Raw genomic sequence first — 21,499 nt, 5'->3', positions numbered from 1 at the left:
TCCTTATTTATTAAATAGGTTTTGACCTAATGATTTATATGTTTCATATAATGTAATCATTTTTTTAGCCCATTTAATTCTTGAAGAATCAACTAGTCTATCATTATGTAAAATAACTTCTTTACCTTCTTTTACTGCTTCATCATATTTAGCAATCATTTTTTCATAATCTTCAACTTCAGCTTGTTTTGGAGTGAAAATATCATTGATATATTCAATTTGAACTGGGTGAACCAATGATTTACCATCAAATCCTAAATTAAATGCATCTTTTGTTGAATCTTCACAAGCAAACTCATCATTAACATCAAAGTGAGGTCCATCAATTACAGTTTTTCCATAAGCTTTTGAAGCTAATGCAATTTGCGATAAGTAATTAAACATCGCTTTTGAACCTTTTTTAATATCAATATGAAGTCTATTTGCAAGTTTATTAGAACCAATTACAACAACTTCAACTTTTGGAGATGCTGCACAAATTTCATGGATATTTAAAACAGATAATGGAGTTTCAATCATAATCATTAAAGATAAATTTGGATTTACTTCTTCTATTAATTTAACTGCTTCTAAAACATCTTCTTTTGATTGAATTTTAGAGAATAATAAAGCATCTAATTCAATCTCACGTGCAAGTGCTAAATCTTTTTTAAGATCTTCACTTCCAAGATTATTGATTCTAAGAACTCTTTCAGATTCACCAAATTTAGAACCGCTTTCTTTATAAACTTCTTTAATTACACTTCTTCCAGCTTCTCGTTGTTCTTGTAAAATTGCTTCAAGGTCAAAAATTACAGCATCTGCAAGTACTGTTCTTGCTTTTTCAACATTATGTTTATTGTATGAAGGTACAAATAACATTGATCTTCTAGCTTTATATTCTACTGGTTCTTTTCCACAAGCATGAGCGTTTTCTAAATCATGTAAGTTTTTAACTAATTGTTTTCTTAAAACTTTTCCATTTTTAGTTCTTGGATAATCTTTCATTATAAAGATTCTTTTTGGTGCTTTATATTTTGCAAGGTTAGCTTGTGAAAATGCTAAAATTTCTGCTTCTTGTTCAGCTGTTAAATCAGAATGACCAATTACAGCAATAGCAACAATAGTTTTATCTTTTTCAATATCTAAACCAAAAGCAACACAATCTGCAACTAAATCATTAGTTTTTACAACTCTTTCGATTTCATGTGGAGATACTCTAAATCCAAAAGTATTGATAATATCATCTTTTCTACCAATAAACCAAATATATCCATCTTCATCTTTTTTAGCATAATCGCCTGTAAAGAAATATCCATCATGTCTTGATTTTGCTGTTTCATCTTCTAATTGCCAATACTCTAAGAATAAACCAGGATCGTCTTCACCAATACAAATCATACCTTCTTCACCATCTTCAACTTCTTCTAAAGTTTCAGGATCTAAAAGTTTTACAATGTGACCTGGTTGAACAAATCCAGCACTTCCTGGTCTAATTGGATTGTAAATAGAGTGAGAAATATAATAAGAACATTCACTCATTCCGATTGCTTCATAAATATCTTGTTTGAATTTTTCTCTCCAAAGACCTAACATCTCATCTGATAAATGCTCACCTGCACTCATACAATATCTCAAACTTGGGCAATCTTCTAAAGTAAAATCAGTTTTTTGGATGATTTGTCTATAAATTGTTGGAACTCCAATGAAAATTGTACATTGGTGTTTTTTAATTAAATCAATCCACGTTGAAGCATCATTTGCTCCTTCATAAGCAATAACTGTATGACCATTAAATAATGGATCCATAAGTGCAGAACCTAAAACATAAGTCCAGTTAAATTTACCAGAATGCATGATTCTGTCATTTTCTTTAAAGTTAAACCAATAATCAGTAGCTGGTTTTCTTCCAACAAGTGATCTGTGAGAGTGTAGTACACCTTTTGGATAACCAGTTGTTCCAGATGTATATACTAAATATGCTGGTTCACCAGATTTTGAATTATAATGTTTTGGTGTTTTATCAACTGTTTTGAAAATTTCATTTAATGAATATACATTAATATCTCTTGGTTTTTTTATATTTTCAACACTATCAATTCCAGCAATAACGATAGTTTTTAAATTATCTAAGTTTTCTAAATATGGAACTAAGTTTTCATACATAGAAGCTGATAATACAATTGCTCTTGCTTGAGAATCTTCAGCTAAATATTTAACTTCACTACCACTTAAAAGTGTAGAAGTAGGAACTGCAATAATTCCAGCTTTCATAGTTCCAAAAAACGAAATAGGGTAAGCAAGAGAGTTTTTTAAACAAACTAATACTCTATCTCTAGCTTCAAGACCAATGCTTGTGAAGAAATTACAAACTTGATCAGATTTAGTTGCTAAATCTTTATAAGTTATCTCATCTGTACCTAATTTATCATCTTCAATAATCATTGCAATACTATTCTCTTTAGGTGTTCCCATATGAGAAGAAGTACAAGCAACTCCAATGTTTAAAAATTCAGGTATTTCTATTTTAACGTTTGAACTCATAATATTTCTCCCTACTAAATTTGACCGTATGGCCAGTTTTCTTTAAATGTATGAATTGGCATTCTGTTTAATACAGATAATGCGAATATTTCATCCTCTTTTGCTAAAGATCTTAATGCATAAGCTCTTAAAATATTTTGTAATGATTTACCAAACATAGGTGGATCTAACATTTCACCTTCATATCTAATTGCCCCAGATAATAATGCATCTGCTTCAATAGCTGCTTTTAATATTCTTACATCTTTTTCAATCTCTTTTGGAGAAGGAGTAAATGCAACTTTACAAATATTAATGTGATTTGGAGTAATTATTTGTTTACCTGTTAATCCCATTGCATTTTCTCTAATTGCGTGAGCATAAACATGTCTTGATGCATCATCACCATGTAAATCTAACCATCTTCTAATATCTTTTTTCTCAACACAATTATCAGGTAATGAATGTGGTGTAAGCATAACTTCAACTCCACCAATAACTCCTTTACCTTTAATTCTAGCTTCCATTGTAAGCATATTAAAGAAAGTTTCTAACTCATTAATCCATCCTTGAGGAGTGATTTTATAAGCCATTGCTTTTGAAAAGTCATGGATTCCAAATACAACGTGTTTAACAGTTGAATGCTCCATTAATCTGTCCGCAATTTGTAAAGATTTTGGATGTTCAATAATTGGTTGAATTGTTAACTTACTTCCGATTGAAATTAACCAAGAAGATAAGTCTCTAATTTCTGCACTTCCATAAACTTCTCCAGCTTTTGCTAAAACGATAACATCAATATATTGATGAATTTGTTTTAACATTTTTAAATCTTCTTCATATTCATCAGTTCTAAATGGATTAAGTCTTACCGCTATTTGAAAATTTCTTTCAGGAAATTTTGGTAATTCTTGAATTAATAACTCTCTTGACATAGCTTTTTGTCTACAACCATCTTCTAAGTCAAATAACACTGTATGTGCTTTTGTTTTATAAGCATGTTTTTGTAGTCTTAATTTTGCTTGTTCCATACTTTCATATGTTCCATCAAGTGGATTAAATTTAATTGGTGGGTAATATATTTGAATACCAGGCCAATATCCACCAAGAACTGGTGTTAAATCATCATTTGCTGTTAATTTAGATAAATCTATTGCAGAAGTCATTTCATCTACCTTTCTTTTTATTGTTTTTTATTACAGTGTTTTCTTATTTTCATAGTTATTATTATACTTGAAAACCAACAGGAAAGTTATACAGCATTTAAAATGAATTGTTTTAATGTGTTTTGAAATAGCAAATAAATTTAAGTTTAAAATCAGAAAACTACAAAAAAGCCTATAAATATGGCTGTCTAAGCCTAAAAAGATAATAAAAGAAGCTAAAAAATTAGTAAAAAGTTAGTGTAATAGAAGTGTTACTAAATGAAAAAACGAAAAAAAAATTGAGAAATTTTATAATTTTCCCAAATCTTCTAAAAAATTTAGTTTTTCAAAGTAGTCAAGCAAGAATGGTTTTGATACTTCTTCAAAGCTATTTATATCTTGATATAAATTTATATAAAACTCAAAATCAATATTTTTTGCTTTTAAAGCATTTATAGAAAGTAGGGTGTCATTTATACATCCAAGTTTTGAAGGCGTAATTAAAATCGCTTCACATTCAAACTCTTTTATTAAATCTATAACAAATAAATTTTTTTCAATAGGAACCATTAATCCACCAGCACCTTCAATTATAAGAACATCACAAAATTGTTCTAAATATCTTTTTTTTTCTTTTAAAAAATCTATATCAATAATAGTGTTTCCTTTTGCCACATAAGGAGCAGCTGGAAGTTTAAATTGATAAGGAACTACATCATTAATAGTTACATTAAAAGATGGGTTTAGTTTTTTTGCAAGTTCGAGCATTTTACTTCCATCTAGTGGTTTATCGAATACTCCTGTTTCAAAAGGTTTGAAATATCCAACTTTTAATCCAGCTTTTGCAAAATAGTTTAAAAACTTTTCACAAGCGTAAGTTTTCCCTACATCTGTATTAGTTGCAGTAATAAATAAAGATTTGTTTACATAATAGCTAATCTCATTTTTCATAATAATCTCTTTTTTGTTATAATAAATTTGTTTTTTTTAGAAAAATATTTTATCATAACAAAGGTTTGAAGTGAGTAATGAAATAGAGATAGAATTAGAAGATGATTTAGATTTACAAGAGCCAAAAAAATATAAAGTTTTTTTATTAAATGATGATTTTTCAACAATGGATTTTGTAATAGATGTTTTAGTAAGAGTTTTTAGAAAATCAGTTGAAGAAGCATCTACTATTATGATGAATATTCATAATAAAGGAAAAGAGTTATGTGGAACTTATACTTATGAAATAGCAACAACTAAAGTTGCACAAGTTAAAAGTATGGCAAGAGAAAAAGGTTTCCCTTTAAAAGCTATAATGGAAGAAGAATAAAAAATGATAAGCAAAGAATTAAGAAGCATTTTTACACAAGCTGTAGGATATGCAAAAAGTAGTAAACATGAGTATTTAACATTAGAACATATTTTTTTGATGTTAATCCATGACCAAACTATTGAAAATTTATTTATAGATCTAGGTGTAGATACGAATAAACTATTTGACGATACAAAAAAATATATTGATGAAAATACACCAAAATTACCAAAAGATATAATAGATGAACCAATGGAGACTATCTCTTTAACATCTACAATAGAATATATGGTTTCACATGTTCAAACAAGTGGAAAATCAAATGCAAATGTAGAAGATATGTTTGTAGCTATTTTAAAAGACGAAAAATCTTATGCTAGTTATTTACTTAAAAAACTAGGTATTCAAAGAGTTGATATTTTAGAAGAGATTGCCCATAAAGAAAGCGATGAAGATAGTGCTTTAGAAAATGATAATGACATGGATAATAAAGTATTGGATAAAAACTCTACAGAGTTAGTCTCAGTTGCAAAGAAGGGTGAAATAGATCCAGTTATTGGAAGAGATAATGAAATTTCAAGGGTAATTGAAATTTTAAGTAGAAGAAAAAAGAATAATCCAATATTAGTTGGTGAACCAGGAGTTGGTAAAACAGCAATTGCTGAAGGTCTAGCTTTAGAAATTGCAAATGAAAGAGTTCCAGAGTTCTTACTAAAAGCAAAAGTTTTTTCACTTGATATGGGTTCATTAATTGCAGGAACAAAATATAGAGGTGATTTTGAGAAAAAATTAAAATCACTTTTAAAAGAAGTGGCAAAAATACCAAATTCGATTTTATTTATTGATGAAATTCATACAATTGTTGGAGCTGGAAGTGTTGGTGGCTCTGCCATGGATGCTTCAAATATCTTAAAACCAATGTTGGCAAATGGAAAATTAAGATGTATTGGTGCAACAACATTTAGTGAATTCAGAAATGATTTTTCAAAAGATAAAGCTTTGAGCAGAAGATTTGCAAAAGTGGATGTAAGTGAACCATCAATTGAAGATTCAATTACGATTTTAGAGGGATTAAAATCAAAATATGAAGAGTATCATGGTGTTAAATATACAAAAAGTGCAATCATAAGTGCTGTTGAATTAAGTAAAAAATACATAACTGATAGATTTTTACCAGATTGTGCAATTGACGTAATCGATGAGGTTGGAGCTTCTAAAAAAATAAGTTTAGCAAGTGAGTTAAAAACAAAATCTGAAAAAAATATAACAATAACTTCAAAAGATGTTGAAACTACAATTGCAAAAATGGCACATATTCCAGAACGAAGTGCAACAAAATCTGATTTAACTCTTTTAAAATCATTAGAAAAAAATATGCAAAAAAGAGTATTTGGTCAAGACAAAGCAATAAGTGTGATAGTTCAATCAATAAAAAGAAATAAAGCTGGACTTGGGCTTGATAAAAAACCAATTGGAAGTTTTTTATTCACAGGACCAACAGGTGTAGGAAAAACAGAAGTAGCTAAAGAGTTATCAACTCAATTAGGAATTCATTTTGAAAGATTTGATATGAGTGAATATATGGAAGCTCATACAATTTCAAGATTAATAGGTGCACCAGCTGGTTATGTTGGATTTGAACAAGGTGGACTTTTAACAGAAGCTATTAGAAAACATCCCCATACAGTTTTATTATTAGATGAAATAGAAAAAGCTCATCCTGATTTAATGTCTATTCTTTTACAAGTTATGGATAATGCTGAATTAACTGATAATAGTGGAAATAAAGCAGATTTTCAAAATGTAGTTTTAATAATGACTTCAAATTTAGGTGCAACTGAAGCAAATGTTATGGGATTTGCAAAAAATGAAAAATTAAATGAAAATAAAGCAATAAATAAATTCTTTGCACCAGAGTTTAGAAATAGACTTGATAGTGTAGTTACATTTGATTCATTAAGTATAGATATAGTTACAAAAGTTGCAGGTAAATTTATAGAAGATTTAGAAAAACAATTAGTAGATAAAAAAATCAAAATTGAAATAAGTGCTAAAGCTAAAAAAGAGTTAGCAACTTTAGGTTATGACAAAGCAATGGGAGCAAGACCACTTAACAGAGTAATATCAGATAAAATCAAAAATGTATTAACAGATGAAATTTTATTTGGTAAGTTAAAAAAGGGTGGATTCGTAAAAATAGATTTCGAAAAAGAGTTTATTTTTGAATTTAAAAGTTTATAACACAATTTTTATACAATTGTTTAGATACAATTCGAAAATTGTTTTTTATAAAACAAAAAAGTTATTATTTTATTTAACAAAGGAACACAAAAACATGAGAAAACTTTTATTAGGTTCAGCTGTAGCCGTTGCATTATTAACAGGTTGCGGAGATGAGAAAAAAGAATCTACTCAAGCTACTGAAACTACACAAGAAATTAAAAAAGATGAAATTGCATCAAATGTAGAAAAAGGTTCTGTAGAAGTTAAAGAAAATAGTAAAGTTGAAGAAGCAAAAATAGAAGAGTCAAAAGAGACTGTTTCAACTATAGTTGAAGCAAATAAAGAAAACAAAGTTATTTCACCAGAAAAAGTAGAAGGTGAAATTAAAGAACAATTAGCAGAAGAATCTGTAATTGATGCAACAGCATTATATGCAACTTGTGGTTCATGTCATGGTCAAAAAGCAGAAAAATCTGCATTAGGAAAATCACAAGTAATTGCTGGTTGGGATAAACAAAGAATAATTGATTCTTTAAATGGTTATAAAGACGGTAGTTATGGTGGAGTTATGAAAAACATAATGACTGGACAAGTAAATACTAAAACAGAAGCAGAAATTGAAGCATTAGCAGACTTAATTTCAAAAATGTAAAAAATATTTAAAGATGGATATGAATTCCATCTTTGAAAACTAAAAAAAATCTTTCTACTCTAAATAACATAAACCTATAAAAACACAAAAATCTCATAAAAACCAATAAAAAAATCTAAAACAGAACAAATCCAAAAATTTAAGCCAAATTTAAGCTGCAAGGTATTGACAAAGCCAAAAGAATCTATTATAATTCCCGTCCAATTTGACTGGAACGCATCAAACGAGAGAATGATGAGAGACGTTGTAATCGAAGCTAGGATGATCTTTAAAAATAATTATAAACGTTTGTGAAGTAATCTTTATAAACCGAATATAGAATTCTTGTAATATAATCTGTTGTTTATTACAGATGTAAAATAAGAATAAATGTTAATATAAAATATATACATATAACAAGAGAGAAATGGTAAAACATAGAAATCTTGTCTATAACAATGAGTGATAATTTTGTGTTAGTAAAATAATACAGAAAAAGTCAAGTTCAAAAACTTCAATTTATGGAGAGTTTGATCCTGGCTCAGAGTGAACGCTGGCGGCGTGCTTAACACATGCAAGTCGAACGAGAACGGATTATAGCTTGCTATAATTGTCAGCTAAGTGGCGCACGGGTGAGTAATATATAGATAACCTGCCCTCAAGAAAGGAATAACAGTTGGAAACGACTGCTAATGCCCTATATGCCTTTAATACATAAGTATGCAAGGGAAACGCTTTAGTGCTTGAGGATGGGTCTGTATGGTATCAGCTTGTTGGTGAGGTAATGGCTCACCAAGGCTATGACGCCTAACTGGTTTGAGAGGATGATCAGTCACACTGGAACTGAGACACGGTCCAGACTCCTACGGGAGGCAGCAGTGGGGAATATTGCACAATGGACGAAAGTCTGATGCAGCAACGCCGCGTGGAGGATGACACATTTCGGTGCGTAAACTCCTTTTATATGGGAAGATAATGACGGTACCATATGAATAAGCACCGGCTAACTCCGTGCCAGCAGCCGCGGTAATACGGAGGGTGCAAGCGTTACTCGGAATCACTGGGCGTAAAGAGCGTGTAGGCGGATATATAAGTCAGAAGTGAAATCCAATAGCTTAACTATTGAACTGCTTTTGAAACTGTATATCTAGAATGTGGGAGAGGTAGATGGAATTTCTGGTGTAGGGGTAAAATCCGTAGAGATCAGAAGGAATACCGATTGCGAAGGCGATCTACTGGAACATTATTGACGCTGAGACGCGAAAGCGTGGGGAGCAAACAGGATTAGATACCCTGGTAGTCCACGCCCTAAACGATGCACACTAGTTGTTGTGAGGCTAGACCTTGCAGTAATGCAGTTAACACATTAAGTGTGCCGCCTGGGGAGTACGGTCGCAAGATTAAAACTCAAAGGAATAGACGGGGACCCGCACAAGCGGTGGAGCATGTGGTTTAATTCGACGATACACGAAGAACCTTACCTGGACTTGACATAGTAAGAACTTTCTAGAGATAGATTGGTGTCTGCTTGCAGAAACTTATATACAGGTGCTGCACGGCTGTCGTCAGCTCGTGTCGTGAGATGTTGGGTTAAGTCCCGCAACGAGCGCAACCCTCGTCATTAGTTGCTAACAGTTCGGCTGAGAACTCTAATGAGACTGCCTACGCAAGTAGGAGGAAGGTGAGGACGACGTCAAGTCATCATGGCCCTTACGTCCAGGGCTACACACGTGCTACAATGGGGTATACAAAGAGCCGCAATACAGTGATGTGGAGCAAATCTCAAAAATATCTCCCAGTTCGGATTGTAGTCTGCAACTCGACTACATGAAGTTGGAATCGCTAGTAATCGTAGATCAGCTATGCTACGGTGAATACGTTCCCGGGTCTTGTACTCACCGCCCGTCACACCATGGGAGTTGAACTCATTCGAAGCGGGGATGCTAAAATAGCTACCTTCCACAGTGGATTCAGCGACTGGGGTGAAGTCGTAACAAGGTAACCGTAGGAGAACCTGCGGTTGGATCACCTCCTTTCAGAGAATTAAGTTAAGATTTGTTTCTTAACTTAAAACTAAAAAATATATGAGATTTTATATTCGGTTTATAAAGATTATTTAAAATAGGTTTAAGGGCCTATAGCTCAGCTGGCTAGAGCGCTCGACTGATAATCGTGAGGTCTCAGGTTCAAGTCCTGATAGGCCCACCATTAAATAATCTTAAAGATTAATCAGTGTGGGGAATTAGCTCAGCTGGGAGAGCGCCTGCTTTGCACGCAGGAGGTCAGCGGTTCGATCCCGCTATTCTCCACCACCTTTAAATAGTTTAGAAGTTTATAATTAAAATTAAGAAACTTGAAAAAAAGTTAAATATAAGTTCAAATAGAGTTTGAATTTATATTTGATTTTCGAATCAAAATGATATTTAAAAATATAATGTTAAAGTCTTTAATTTTTTCGTTTAATTAAAAGAACTATGAGAATTTATTCAAAGTAGAACTAATAATTAAAAACAAAAATTTTAATTATCTAGAAATAGATAGAACACAACTTATTTTATTGATATATTTTAAATAATATGTTTAATAAGATAGTAGCCAAAGAATATTATCAAAAATGCGACAGAATTTAATTCTGTTTATTAATAAGCTATTAAGGGCTAATGGTGGATGCCTAGACTGTAAGAGGCGATGAAAGACGTATTAGGCTGCGATAAGCCTCGGGGAGCTGCCAAAGAGCTTTGATCCGGGGATTTCTGAATGGGGCAACCCAGTATAGTGAGAGCTATATTACCCTACGGGGAGCTAACCTGGTGAAGTGAAACATCTCAGTAGCCAGAGGAAGAGAAATCAAACGAGATTCCGTCAGTAGCGGCGAGCGAAAGCGGATTAGGACAAACCCAATGCTTGCATTGGGGGTTGTAGGACCATAACGTGAGACTAAAGAAGATAGATGAAATACTTGGAAAAGTGTAGCATAGAAGGTGAAACTCCTGTAATTTAAATTTTCAATAGCTCTAATGGTATCCTGAGTAGGTCGGAACACGTGATATTTTGACTGAAACTGGGGGGACCACCCTCCAATCCTAAATACTACTTACAGATCGATAGTGAACAAGTACCGTGAGGGAAAGGTGAAAAGTACTCCAGCGAGGAGAGTGAAATAGAACCTGAAACCATTAGCTTACAATCATTCAGAGCCCTATGATTTATCAGGGTGATGGACTGCCTTTTGCATAATGAGCCTGCGAGTTGTGGTGTCTGGCAAGGTTAAGTCAAGTACGAAGCCGTAGCGAAAGCGAGTCTTAATAGGGCGAATTAGTCAGATGCTGCAGACCCGAAACGAAGTGATCTATCCATGAGCAGGTTGAAGCTGGTGTAAGAGCCAGTGGAGGACCGAACCGATAGGCGTTGAAAAGTCTCCGGATGACTTGTGGATAGGGGTGAAAGGCCAATCAAACTTCGTGATAGCTGGTTCTCTCCGAAATATATTTAGGTATAGCCTTGTGTTGTAGCATATAGGGGTAGAGCACTGAATGGGCTAGGGCTGCTTACCGCGGTACCAAACCCTATCAAACTATGAATACTATATGTGGAATCACAGGAGTCAGGCGATGGGTGATAAAATCCACCGTCGAGAGGGGAACAACCCAGACTAACAGCTAAGGTCCCTAAGTCACATCTAAGTGGAAAACGATGTGGAGTTACTGTGACAACCAGGAGGTTGGCTTAGAAGCAGCCATCCTTTAAAGAAAGCGTAACAGCTCACTGGTCTAGTGATTCTGCGCGGAAAATATAACGGGGCTAAGATGTGCACCGAAGCTTTAGATTCGAATTTATTCGAGTGGTAGGAGAGCGTTCTATTCAGCGTTGAAGATGTACCGGCAAGGAGCGTTGGAGCGGATAGAAGTGAGCATGCAGGCATGAGTAGCGATAATTGAGGTGAGAATCCTCAACGCCGAAAACCCAAGGTTTCCTACGCGATGCTCGTCATCGTAGGGTTAGTCGGGTCCTAAGTCGAGTCCGAAAGGGGTAGACGATGGCAAATTGATTAATATTTCAATACCAACATACAAGCGCGATGTGGGGACGCATAGAGTTAATCGAGCTCACTGATGGAATAGTGGGTCGAAGGACGTAGGTTGATACTTAGGCAAATCCGGGTATCATAAGACCGAGATCTTACAGGCTCTTGACACTCTTCGGAGGAGATGGAGAATCGATGATACTGTCGTGCCAAGAAAAGCCACTAAGTATATTGTATGTTGCCCGTACCGTAAACCGACACAGGTGGGTGGGATGAGTATTCTAAGGCGCGTGGAAGAACCCTGGTTAAGGAACTCTGCAAACTAGCACCGTATCTTCGGTATAAGGTGTGCCTACTTTGGTATATGGACTTGCTCCAAAAAGCTAGAGAGGTTGCAACAAAGAGTCCCTCCCGACTGTTTACCAAAAACACAGCACTTTGCTAACACGTAAGTGGATGTATAAGGTGTGACGCCTGCCCGGTGCTCGAAGGTTAACTGATGATGTCAGCGCAAGCGAAGCATTTGATTGAAGCCCGAGTAAACGGCGGCCGTAACTATAACGGTCCTAAGGTAGCGAAATTCCTTGTCGGTTAAATACCGACCTGCATGAATGGCGTAACGAGATGGGAGCTGTCTCAACCAGGGATCCAGTGAAATTGTAGTGGAGGTGAAAATTCCTCCTACCCGCGGAAAGACGGAAAGACCCCGTGCACCTTTACTACAGCTTGACACTGTAGCTTGGATATTCATGTGCAGGATAGGTGGGAGGCTATGATGACTAGACGCAAGTAGAGTCGGAGCCATCCTTGAGATACCACCCTTGAATATTTGAGTTACTAACTGCGTACAATTATCTTGTATCAGGACAATGTCTGGTGGGTAGTTTGACTGGGGCGGTCGCCTCCTAAAAAGTAACGGAGGCTTACAAAGGTTAGTTCATGGCGGATGGAAATCGCCAGTTGAGTATAATGGCATAAACTAGCTTGACTGTGAGACATACAAGTCGAACAGAGACGAAAGTCGGTCATAGTGATCCGGTGGTTCTGTGTGGAAGGGCCATCGCTCAAAGGATAAAAGGTACGCCGGGGATAACAGGCTGATCTCCCCCAAGAGCTCACATCGACGGGGAGGTTTGGCACCTCGATGTCGGCTCATCGCATCCTGGGGCTGAAGTAGGTCCCAAGGGTATGGCTGTTCGCCATTTAAAGCGGTACGCGAGCTGGGTTCAGAACGTCGTGAGACAGTTCGGTCCCTATCTTCCGTGGGCGTAGGAAAGTTGAAGAGATTTGTCCCTAGTACGAGAGGACCGGGATGAACGTACCACTGGTGTACCAATTGTTCTGCCAAGAGCATCGTTGGGTAGCTACGTACGGATGTGATAAGAGCTGAAAGCATCTAAGCTCGAAGCCAACTCTAAGATTAACTTTCCCTGAAGTTCCCAGCAAGACTAGCTGGTTGATAGGCTGGATGTGTAAGCGATGTAAGTCGTTTAGCTGACCAGTACTAATAGAACGTTTGGCTTATTTAAAACAATTCTTTGGTTTACTATCTTATTAAATATATACTATATATATTTTTAAGACACATTGTGTTTTTTTTTAGAAAGAACAAAAGACTTTAACATTATTTTTTCTTAACTCTAGTTTGAGTTGAGTGTAAAGAGTACCTATTCTTACTTTTTACACTCAACTTTGCTGGTGGCTATAGAGAAGTGGAAATACCCAGTCCCATTCCGAACCTGGAAGTCAAGCACTTCATCGCCGATAATACTGCCGGGTCCCCTGGTGGAAACGTAGGCCGCTGCCAGCTCTTGAGTTTTTACACACTAAGCTTTTTCCTATCTGAACTTTCCAAGTTCTTTTAGGAAGAAGCTTTTTTTTTAGCTCCGCTTTTTTCTGGGGCTTGTTTTTAGCTTGCTTTTTATCCTATTAATCTTGCTATAATTGATCTTATTGTTTTTTATACTTTTATTTATATATGTTTCTTTTTATTCTGCTTGCATAGCTCCAACGGTAGAGCAATTCCATGGTAAGGAAGAGGTTATCGGTTCGATTCCGATTGTGAGCACCACCCTTTTACTTCTTTAATTTGATGCTCTATCTTTATTTATTAATGGATTATTGTATTCTCTTTACTTCTTACATTTAATTTATGACATATTTTTACACCATACAAAAATATTATCCAAGAAATATAAATCCAAAAAAAAGTAAATAATAATGTTGATAAAGAGCCATAAATGGTTGTATATGTTTTATTATATATTACATAATAGATAAATAGGTTTTTTGTGATTGAGAGAGCTAATAGGGTAATAAATGAAGAGATTAAAGCTGCTTTATTATCTATGTGTTTATTCACAGTTAATTTAAATAAAGCAAAGAATATTATCCAAGAAAAAGTATATGAAAGTATTTCTTTAAAAAAATTACTTTCATAAAAAGACATTACAATATTTGAAAAAGCAAAAATAAGTGGTAAAACAGCCATAAATATTGAATAAAAGATAAAAGAAAATTGTATAGATTTTCTTTTTGCTTTATGGATTTTATTTACAATGTATTCGTAATCTTTAATAAACATTATAAATACAAATAACATATAAATGATACCAATAAATCCTAATTTACTTGAATTTGATACATAATTTTTTAAAGCGTCTATTATTTCAGATGAATGTGTTGGATTTATTAAATTAAAAATATAGTTTATAAAAATATCTAAATAGTTTTCAAATTCAGAAAAAGAAGAAATAATCGCTATTAATAAAGCAATTATAGGAAGAATAGAAAAAATAGTGAAAAAACTTAAAGATGCAGCATAATAAGTAGTGTCATCATTAAAAAATGAATCAACTCTTTTTATAGTTCTTCTTAGAAAGTTATCTTCACCATTTGAACTATTCATTTGATTTTATAAACCCATTTTAAATGGATTTAAAATGTTATTTGGATCAAATGCTTTTTTTATATTTCTAAATAGGTTCATTTCAGCTTCTGTGAATGCAATATGCATAAATGGAGCTTTTGATGTTCCAATTCCATGTTCCCCACTTAAAGTTCCACCTAAATCAACAACGTATTGGAAAATTTCTTCAATGGCTTTGTGTCCATCTTCCATCTCTTTTTCATTGTTTTTATCTTTTACCATAACATTAACATGGATATTTCCATCTCCTGCATGACCAAAACAAGGAACATTAAATCCATATTTTTCACCGATTTTATAAATTCCCTCTAAAGCAACTGGTAATTTACTTCTTGGAACAGAAATATCTTCATTTAATTTTTTTGTTCCATAAATCATCGTTGCTGGGCTTGCATTTCGTCTTGCAAACCAAAGTTTTTTACCTTCTTCTTCGTCTTTTGCAATTATAAAATCAGTTGCTCCAAATGCTTCAAATGATTCTTTTAAAGTTTGAAGTTGTGATTCTATTTCAGCTTCACTACTTGCATCAACGTCTCCAACTAAAATTCCACCTGCATGTTCAGGTAGTGATATTTGTGGAAACTTTTGTCTTAATGCTTTGATTACTAAAGCATCTAAAAATTCCATAGCAACTGGATTTGCTCCAGCTGCAAGTGATTTAAATACAGCTGTCATTGCACTATCAACGCTTGGAAAAACACCCATATATGTTTGTTTAAATTTTGGTTTTGGAATTAATTTTAATGTGATTTCAGTGATAACTGCTAATGTTCCTTCACTTGCTATTAAAATTCCTGCTGTGTTATAACCAGCTACGTCTTTAATAGTTTTTTTCCCTGCAACTATAATATCACCATTTGGAAGAACAGCTCTTAAAGCCATTACATAATCTTTTGTAATTCCATATTTTGCAGCTCTCATTCCACCTGCATTTTCACTTACATTTCCTCCAAGTGTTGAGTATTCTTCACTTGCTGGATCTGGAGGATAAAATAATCCTACTTCTTCAACTGCTTTTTGAAATTGCATATTAATAAGTCCTGGTTGAACAACTCCAACCATGTTTTCCATATCAATTTCAAGTAGTTTGTTCATATGTCGCTCTAGCGAAAGAATAATTCCTCCACTTGCAGGTAATGCACCACCTGTGAATCCTGAACCAGCACCTCTTGGCACAATAATTATTCTATGTTCATTACAATATTTTAAAATATCTGAAATATCTTGTTCATGTCTTGGAAAAACAACTGCATCTGGCTCAAATCTTGTTCTTGTTGCATCGTAACAAAAAGCGATTAAATGTGCTTTATCACTTTTTATATTTTCTTCACCAACAATAGAAGTAATATAATCTAAATGTTTTTTATCAATCATTATTTTATTCCTAGAATTCTTTTATAATATTCATTATAACTTAGATTTTTTTCTCCTGAAAAGAAGTCAAAAAATGATAAATTAAAAATTGATTCTTCAATTTCTTCAACTCTTGTATAAAATGGCATTATTGCTTCTGCATTTTCATAATTTATTGCATAACTTTCTAATATTGTAAATGTTTTTGAGTCAATGATATAAACTTTATTTTCAATAACCATAAAAATTGTTCCAAGATTTTGTTCAATTGCAAAGTTTTGAATATCTTCTTTTGTTGGATAAGGTTTATGATCTACTTTTAATTTAGCTGCGAAAATATCCGAATGAACAAAATTATTAAGTTTGAAATTTTCTCTTACACTTTGAAAAGAATCAAGAGTTGGAGTTATTAAAAGTGAAGAGTTATACATATAATTTAAAATTAAAATATCATTTGTAGTTACAACTCTATTTGATGTAGGAATTGCATCTTGTGTTAAATCTTTAAATTCAAAAAATTCTATAACTGAACTATTTAAATCTGAACTTATAACTTTTGCATTTGATACAATTAATCTTTTATCATTATCAAAAATATGAACAACTATACCTGTTTGTCCAATAATCAAATTTCCCATAGGAATTATACTTTTGTTATTTTCAATATTTCCAATTTTTAAACCCATTGGTTTAACTGAAAACTCTTTATTTGTTGCTGTTGTTGGTTCTGTTATTGAAGTTTTTAATAAAACATTATTAGCTTTTTGATTTGAGTTTGTATTTTTTGTGAAATAGTATGTATAGTTAAATTTATTTTGTGAAGAATTGATTTTAATATCTAATACATCCCAACCATTATTTTTCATTTGATTTAAAGAAAACTTACCATTACAAATACCACCATCAAGAGTTATATCTTCAATTAAAGAAGGTTTTTCAACACCATTTTTATAGCAAGTTGTATCTTGTGCAAAAGCTAAATTTGATAGTAAACAAGTACTAACACCTACTAATAAAAGTTTATTAAATATTTTTGTCATGGATTTTCCTATTATTTTGATTGTAATTCTTGAAGTTTAGCTCTAACTTCATCAACATGTAAAATTTCTATTTTTTCGCCTTTTACACTTTTTTTCTTTCTAACACTAACTTTATCCCAAATAGCTGCAATTTTTCCTTCAGGATTTATAATAAATGTAGTTCTAACAACTCCCATAAACTCTTTTCCCATAAATTGTTTTAATTGCCAAACTCCAAAATCTTCGCACATTTTTTTACTTGAATCTGATAAAAGAGTTATTGTTAAATCATATTTATCGATAAATTTTCTATGTTTTTCAGTATCATCTGCACTAACACCTAAAATAACAGCATCTAAGTCATCAAAAAACGAGTGTTTATCTGTAAAATCACAAGCTTGAGTTGTACAACCTGGTGTTAGATCTTTTGGATAAAAATATAAAACTATCCATTTTCCAGCTAAGTCTCTTGAGCAAATTTCAACATCATCTTGATTTGCAGCGCAAAAACTAGGTGCTGTATCTCCTATTTTTAACATAATAAAAATCCTTTTATCTATTTTTTTATTGCTATAAATGTTGCAAAATTTACCCATTTGAAAATAGTTTCACAATGGCTAAATCCAGCATCTAATATCATTTTTTTATTCTCTTCTTCTGTGTATGGTATTAATACATTTTCCAAAGCTTCTCTTTTTTGAGAAATCTCAAATTCTGAGTAACCTTGCGTTTTTTTAAATTCATAATATTCATCAATACTTTGTTTATTTAGTGTTGAATTTGAAGAGATAACTTTTTCACTAAAAATAAAAATTCCATTATTTTGTAATGCATCATATATTTTTTTAACTAGCTTTTCTCTTTGTAAAGGTCTAATAAATTGTAAAGTATAGTTTGAAAGTATAAGTTTTGCATTTTCGTAAGTTACATCGTGTAAATCAGCATTTATAAGTTCTAATTCAACTCCAAAAGCACTTGCTTTTTTAGCTGCGTTATCTAACATTGCACTTGAATTATCGATACCTATTAGTTTTAAATTATTTTTACAATGTTTACTTAGTTCTATTAGCATTGAAGCAGTTGAGCAGCCTAAATCATAAACTTTATCATTTTCTTCTAAAAAATTGCACGCAAAATTTATTGATAATCTTTGCATCTCTTTGTAAAAAGGAACTGAACGGTTTAACATATCATCAAATACTGATGCTACTTCTTCATCAAATTCGAATTGTTTTGTAATTGATTTTTTAAATACTTTATCTACCATACATATATTCTATCTAAATGCATATTAATAAATATTAATAAAGTAATTTTTTGCAAGATTAATGTCTTCTAAAATTTGATTTTTCAACTCTTCAAAACTATCAAATTTTTGATTATCTCTTAGTTTCTCATAAAATTTTATTTGTGTTGTATAATCGCTATTTTTGATATCTTCATCAATAATATGAGTTTCAACAGCATAACTTCCATCAGTTGTAACTCTATGCCCTAAAAAAGTAATGGAATTAAACTCTTTGTCATCTAAAATAGTTTTAGTGATATAAACTCCCTCATTTGGAAGTAAAAATTCATCAACTTTTAGGTTTATTGTTGGAACAAAACTTTTTGCTCCTAATCCTTGTCCTTTGATTTGTTGACCATAAATTTTATACTCTTTTCCTAAAAGTTTATTTGCCATTTTTATATCACCAGCTTTTATATAATCTCTTATAATTCTTGAATGAACAGCAATATTATTTAGTTTTATTTCATCAATAACTATTACTTTGCCCTCGAAAAGTTCTTTTAGTTTTTCAATACAATATTTTCTATTTTTCCCAAAACAAAAATCAAAACCAACAACTATTTTTTTTAGATTTGGAAACTCTTCTTTTAGAAGTTTTATAAATTCATTACCTTCAAGATGTCTGATATTTTCCAAAAAAAAATAATAAATAGGATAAATGCTATATTCTTGTCGGTATCTTTTCGGAGTTAGATTTGCATAACCTGATTCTATTGATACAATTGCACCAGTATCATCTAAGTTTTTGAAAAGTTCTTGATGGGCTATGTGCATTCCATCAAAACCTCCAATTGCAATAGAAGTTATTGTATTTTTATTTACTAAAATAGAAGAGCTCTTCTTCATTTCCATCTTTCCCTTGTAGTTTACTCATGCTTGAATATTTTAGATTCCAGTTTAATGCAAGTGTCGAATCTACAAATTTTTGTCTTGCTTTTAAAATGGCATTTTTATCTTTTACCACACCTTTTTTATCTCTTTTTACATTTGTTCCAACTTCAAACTGAGGTTTAAATAAAATAATTATATCTTTCGAAGCTAAACGATTTATATCATTTAAGATATTTAAAATAGAGATAAATGAAACATCACAAGTTACGATTTCAAATATATTTTCACTTTGAAAGTTTCTAATATCTGTATTTTCAAAAAAAGTGATTTTAGGATTATGTTTGATTCTTTCGTGAAGTTGGTTTGAACCAACATCTACACAAGTTACGCTTATTACTTCATTTTCAAGTAAAACTTGTGTAAATCCACCAGTACTACTTCCAATATCAAGGGTATTTTTGTTTTTTAAATCAAAATGTTTTAGTTCTTGTAAAAAGTATTTTAGTTTATAAGCAGCTCGTGATACATAAAAATCATCTTCTAAAATTTCAATTTTATGATTTTGCTCAACATTAAAAGATGGTTTTGATGTAATTGCACCATCAATTTTAACTTTATCTGATTTTATTAGTTCAAGGGCTTTGTTACGGCTTTGAATATTAAAGGTTTGTGTTAAATATAAATCTAATCTCATGGGGGCAATTATAGTTGAAGTTTGTTCAAAAAGAGTTTAGTTTAGCTTTTCCCTTTAACAAAAAGCGATTAAATTTTTATTATTATGATATTTAAATATTTGTATGGAAGTGCTAAGAAATAATAAAGCAAGATAATAATATTATTAAACTAATATTAAGAATTGTAAAAAAAAGGATTATTTATGACTATAAATTCAAATTCACTACAATCATTTACTTCACTAAATGGTGCAATAAAAGTAACTAAAATAGATGATACCAATAGTTCAAGCAATAAATCAAATGAAGCAGTTAGTGTAAATATAAGTACGAATGCTACATCTAATACAACAAGTTTATTAAATTCATTGGAAGAAAAAACTGTTATTCAAGCAAGAAATGGTTATGTTAATCTTGAAGAAGCAAGACAAGTTAAAATCTTAGAAGAACATTATTCAAAAATGAATGAAGAAAATAAAAAATTTGATTATCCTCCTGCCCATATTTTGGATAAATATTTTGATCAAAGTTCTCCTTATTATATTCAAGGTTTAACTAAACACGAAAGAGAAATTGCTTATAGTGCAGAGATACACTATTTAAAAGACAGAAAAATGTTTGCTTTCGCAGATGCACTTTTAAGAAATGAACCACCACTTTTTGGTGATGTGGATGTAGCAGAAGAAAAAGCATATAATAGAGAAAAAGTAAATGGACAATTTCAATCTTTGTTAAATAAATATAATATTTCAATTCCCAAAGATACAAAGCTTTCATTTACAATTGATCCAAATACTCTAAAAGTAACTGTAACTGGAACTGATGATGAAACTCTTGCTAAATCTATTGAAGATGTTATAAATACAGCTGATAATGCTAAACAATTATTTTTACATATTAAATCAAGTCGTTCAGATGATTCAAGTCAATATAATGGTGCATCAGGTTCAAAATATAGTTTAGTTCAAACTATAAAAGATGCGACAGGATATACATTAAAAGATTTAGAGATAAAAGATGGAAAGTTTATAACTCCAGATGGAACAGATATCGCTCAACTCTATGCTAAAAAGATTAATGAAAATTCAAAGATGCCTAATGATCATAAAATGATGATAATTTCAGCTGATACAGCAGATTTAAAAAAACTAGCTAAAAATGGATTTGATTCAGTACCAGATTTAGTATTATCAATAGATTATCAAAATGGTTCATTTTATGATGTAAAACAAAGCGAAAACTTTGGAACTGAAAAAAATGGTTGGATTAAAGAATTAAAAGAAGCAAGAACGGCAGAATTAATGGCTTATAAAAATGAAGAATATCAATCTCAATATTTAGATACAACACAATTTACCCAAAAGTATAATGATATTGATTTAACTTCTAAGAAGATTAATATAAAGAATGATGAAAAAGAGTTTTTAACTAAAGATGAACTTATGTTGAAATACTTGCTTGGAAATGATGAAAAATCAGAAAATGACGATTTTCAAGAAATAATAGAAAAACTTCAGAAAATAAATGAGCAAAATTAAATTGATACTGAATAATAAAATAAACAAAAAGCTCTA

At 31.7% G+C, this 21,499-nt stretch carries 14 protein-coding genes, 3 tRNA genes and 3 rRNA genes; 10 read left to right on the top strand and 10 right to left on the bottom strand.

What is annotated here, in order from left to right; all coding sequences use genetic code 11:
• Positions 1-3: 3 nt before the first annotated feature.
• The 3 genes from ASUIS_RS11045 to bioD all read right to left on the bottom strand — a co-directional run bounded on the left by ASUIS_RS11045 (position 4) and on the right by bioD (position 4,598).
• Positions 4-2,523, bottom strand: a complete 2,520-nt coding sequence (locus tag ASUIS_RS11045) for an aldolase/citrate lyase family protein (protein WP_118887157.1) — start codon at positions 2,521-2,523, stop codon at positions 4-6.
• A 14-nt stretch (positions 2,524-2,537) separates the two neighbouring features.
• The gene (locus ASUIS_RS11040) at positions 2,538-3,668 is read right to left on the bottom strand and encodes an HpcH/HpaI aldolase/citrate lyase family protein (RefSeq protein WP_118887156.1); all 1,131 of its coding nucleotides are present in this window, start codon (positions 3,666-3,668) and stop codon (positions 2,538-2,540) included.
• Positions 3,669-3,956: 288 nt separating this feature from the next.
• Entirely contained in the window at positions 3,957-4,598 is a 642-nt protein-coding gene (gene bioD, locus ASUIS_RS11035; protein ID WP_118887155.1) for a dethiobiotin synthase, read from the bottom strand.
• 70 nt (positions 4,599-4,668) lie between these two features.
• On the opposite strand from bioD, the gene ASUIS_RS11030 reads away from it, so the two are divergent.
• The 9 genes from ASUIS_RS11030 (at position 4,669) to ASUIS_RS10990 (ending at position 13,899) form a co-directional block, all read left to right on the top strand.
• Entirely contained in the window at positions 4,669-4,968 is a 300-nt protein-coding gene (locus ASUIS_RS11030; protein ID WP_118887154.1) for an ATP-dependent Clp protease adaptor ClpS, read from the top strand.
• Positions 4,969-4,971: 3 nt separating this feature from the next.
• On the top strand, positions 4,972-7,191 hold the full coding sequence (gene clpA, locus ASUIS_RS11025) for an ATP-dependent Clp protease ATP-binding subunit ClpA (RefSeq protein WP_118887153.1): 2,220 nt from the start codon (positions 4,972-4,974) through the stop codon (positions 7,189-7,191).
• Positions 7,192-7,285: 94 nt separating this feature from the next.
• A complete protein-coding gene (locus tag ASUIS_RS13840) occupies positions 7,286-7,825 on the top strand; it encodes a c-type cytochrome (protein ID WP_118887688.1) in 540 nt (179 codons plus the stop codon).
• A 497-nt stretch (positions 7,826-8,322) separates the two neighbouring features.
• Positions 8,323-9,840: ribosomal RNA gene (locus tag ASUIS_RS11015) — 16S ribosomal RNA — on the top strand.
• Between the two features lie 95 nt (positions 9,841-9,935).
• Positions 9,936-10,012: transfer RNA gene (locus tag ASUIS_RS11010), tRNA-Ile, on the top strand.
• Positions 10,013-10,040: 28 nt separating this feature from the next.
• A tRNA-Ala gene (locus tag ASUIS_RS11005) sits at positions 10,041-10,116 on the top strand.
• Between the two features lie 328 nt (positions 10,117-10,444).
• A 23S ribosomal RNA gene (locus tag ASUIS_RS11000) occupies positions 10,445-13,357 on the top strand.
• Positions 13,358-13,522: 165 nt separating this feature from the next.
• Positions 13,523-13,638 (top strand): 5S ribosomal RNA (gene rrf / locus ASUIS_RS10995).
• Together the 16S, 23S and 5S rRNA genes with 3 tRNA genes alongside form the textbook arrangement of a ribosomal RNA operon.
• A gap of 185 nt (positions 13,639-13,823) precedes the next feature.
• Positions 13,824-13,899: transfer RNA gene (locus ASUIS_RS10990), tRNA-Thr, on the top strand.
• A 39-nt stretch (positions 13,900-13,938) separates the two neighbouring features.
• Here the strand turns inward: ASUIS_RS10990 and ASUIS_RS10985 are convergent.
• Genes ASUIS_RS10985 through tlyA form a run of 7 tightly spaced genes read right to left on the bottom strand, consistent with a single transcriptional unit; the run spans position 13,939 to position 19,945 of the window.
• Positions 13,939-14,736, bottom strand: a complete 798-nt coding sequence (locus tag ASUIS_RS10985) for a YihY family inner membrane protein (protein WP_118887152.1) — start codon at positions 14,734-14,736, stop codon at positions 13,939-13,941.
• A 6-nt stretch (positions 14,737-14,742) separates the two neighbouring features.
• Entirely contained in the window at positions 14,743-16,131 is a 1,389-nt protein-coding gene (locus tag ASUIS_RS10980; protein WP_118887151.1) for an FAD-linked oxidase C-terminal domain-containing protein, read from the bottom strand.
• Complete coding sequence (locus tag ASUIS_RS10975) at positions 16,131-17,150, bottom strand: plasminogen-binding N-terminal domain-containing protein (RefSeq protein ID WP_118887150.1); 1,020 nt, start codon at positions 17,148-17,150, stop codon at positions 16,131-16,133. The genes ASUIS_RS10980 and ASUIS_RS10975 overlap by 1 nt, the downstream gene beginning before the upstream one ends.
• Before the next feature lie 11 nt (positions 17,151-17,161).
• Positions 17,162-17,668 (bottom strand): thioredoxin-dependent thiol peroxidase, encoded by a 507-nt coding sequence (bcp, locus tag ASUIS_RS10970; RefSeq protein ID WP_118887149.1) that lies wholly within the window; start codon positions 17,666-17,668, stop codon positions 17,162-17,164.
• Positions 17,669-17,685: 17 nt separating this feature from the next.
• A complete protein-coding gene (gene cmoA / locus ASUIS_RS10965; RefSeq protein WP_118887148.1) occupies positions 17,686-18,396 on the bottom strand; it encodes a carboxy-S-adenosyl-L-methionine synthase CmoA in 711 nt (236 codons plus the stop codon).
• A gap of 24 nt (positions 18,397-18,420) precedes the next feature.
• Positions 18,421-19,266, bottom strand: coding sequence for a bifunctional riboflavin kinase/FAD synthetase (locus tag ASUIS_RS10960; protein ID WP_118887687.1), 846 nt, complete (start codon positions 19,264-19,266; stop codon positions 18,421-18,423).
• Positions 19,235-19,945, bottom strand: coding sequence for a 23S rRNA (cytidine-2'-O)-methyltransferase TlyA (gene tlyA, locus ASUIS_RS10955; RefSeq protein ID WP_118887147.1), 711 nt, complete (start codon positions 19,943-19,945; stop codon positions 19,235-19,237). The genes ASUIS_RS10960 and tlyA overlap by 32 nt, the downstream gene beginning before the upstream one ends.
• A 183-nt stretch (positions 19,946-20,128) precedes the next feature.
• Between tlyA and ASUIS_RS10950 the strand changes: the two genes are divergently transcribed.
• Positions 20,129-21,463, top strand: a complete 1,335-nt coding sequence (locus ASUIS_RS10950; protein WP_118887146.1) for a DUF4885 family protein — start codon at positions 20,129-20,131, stop codon at positions 21,461-21,463.
• Positions 21,464-21,499 lie beyond the last annotated feature (36 nt).

It is taken from the genome of Arcobacter suis CECT 7833 (genome assembly GCF_003544815.1).
Taxonomy (GTDB): domain Bacteria; phylum Campylobacterota; class Campylobacteria; order Campylobacterales; family Arcobacteraceae; genus Aliarcobacter; species Aliarcobacter suis.
The sequence above is the reverse complement of the archived record's forward strand: the minus strand, read 5'-3'. Positions and strand labels throughout refer to the sequence as shown.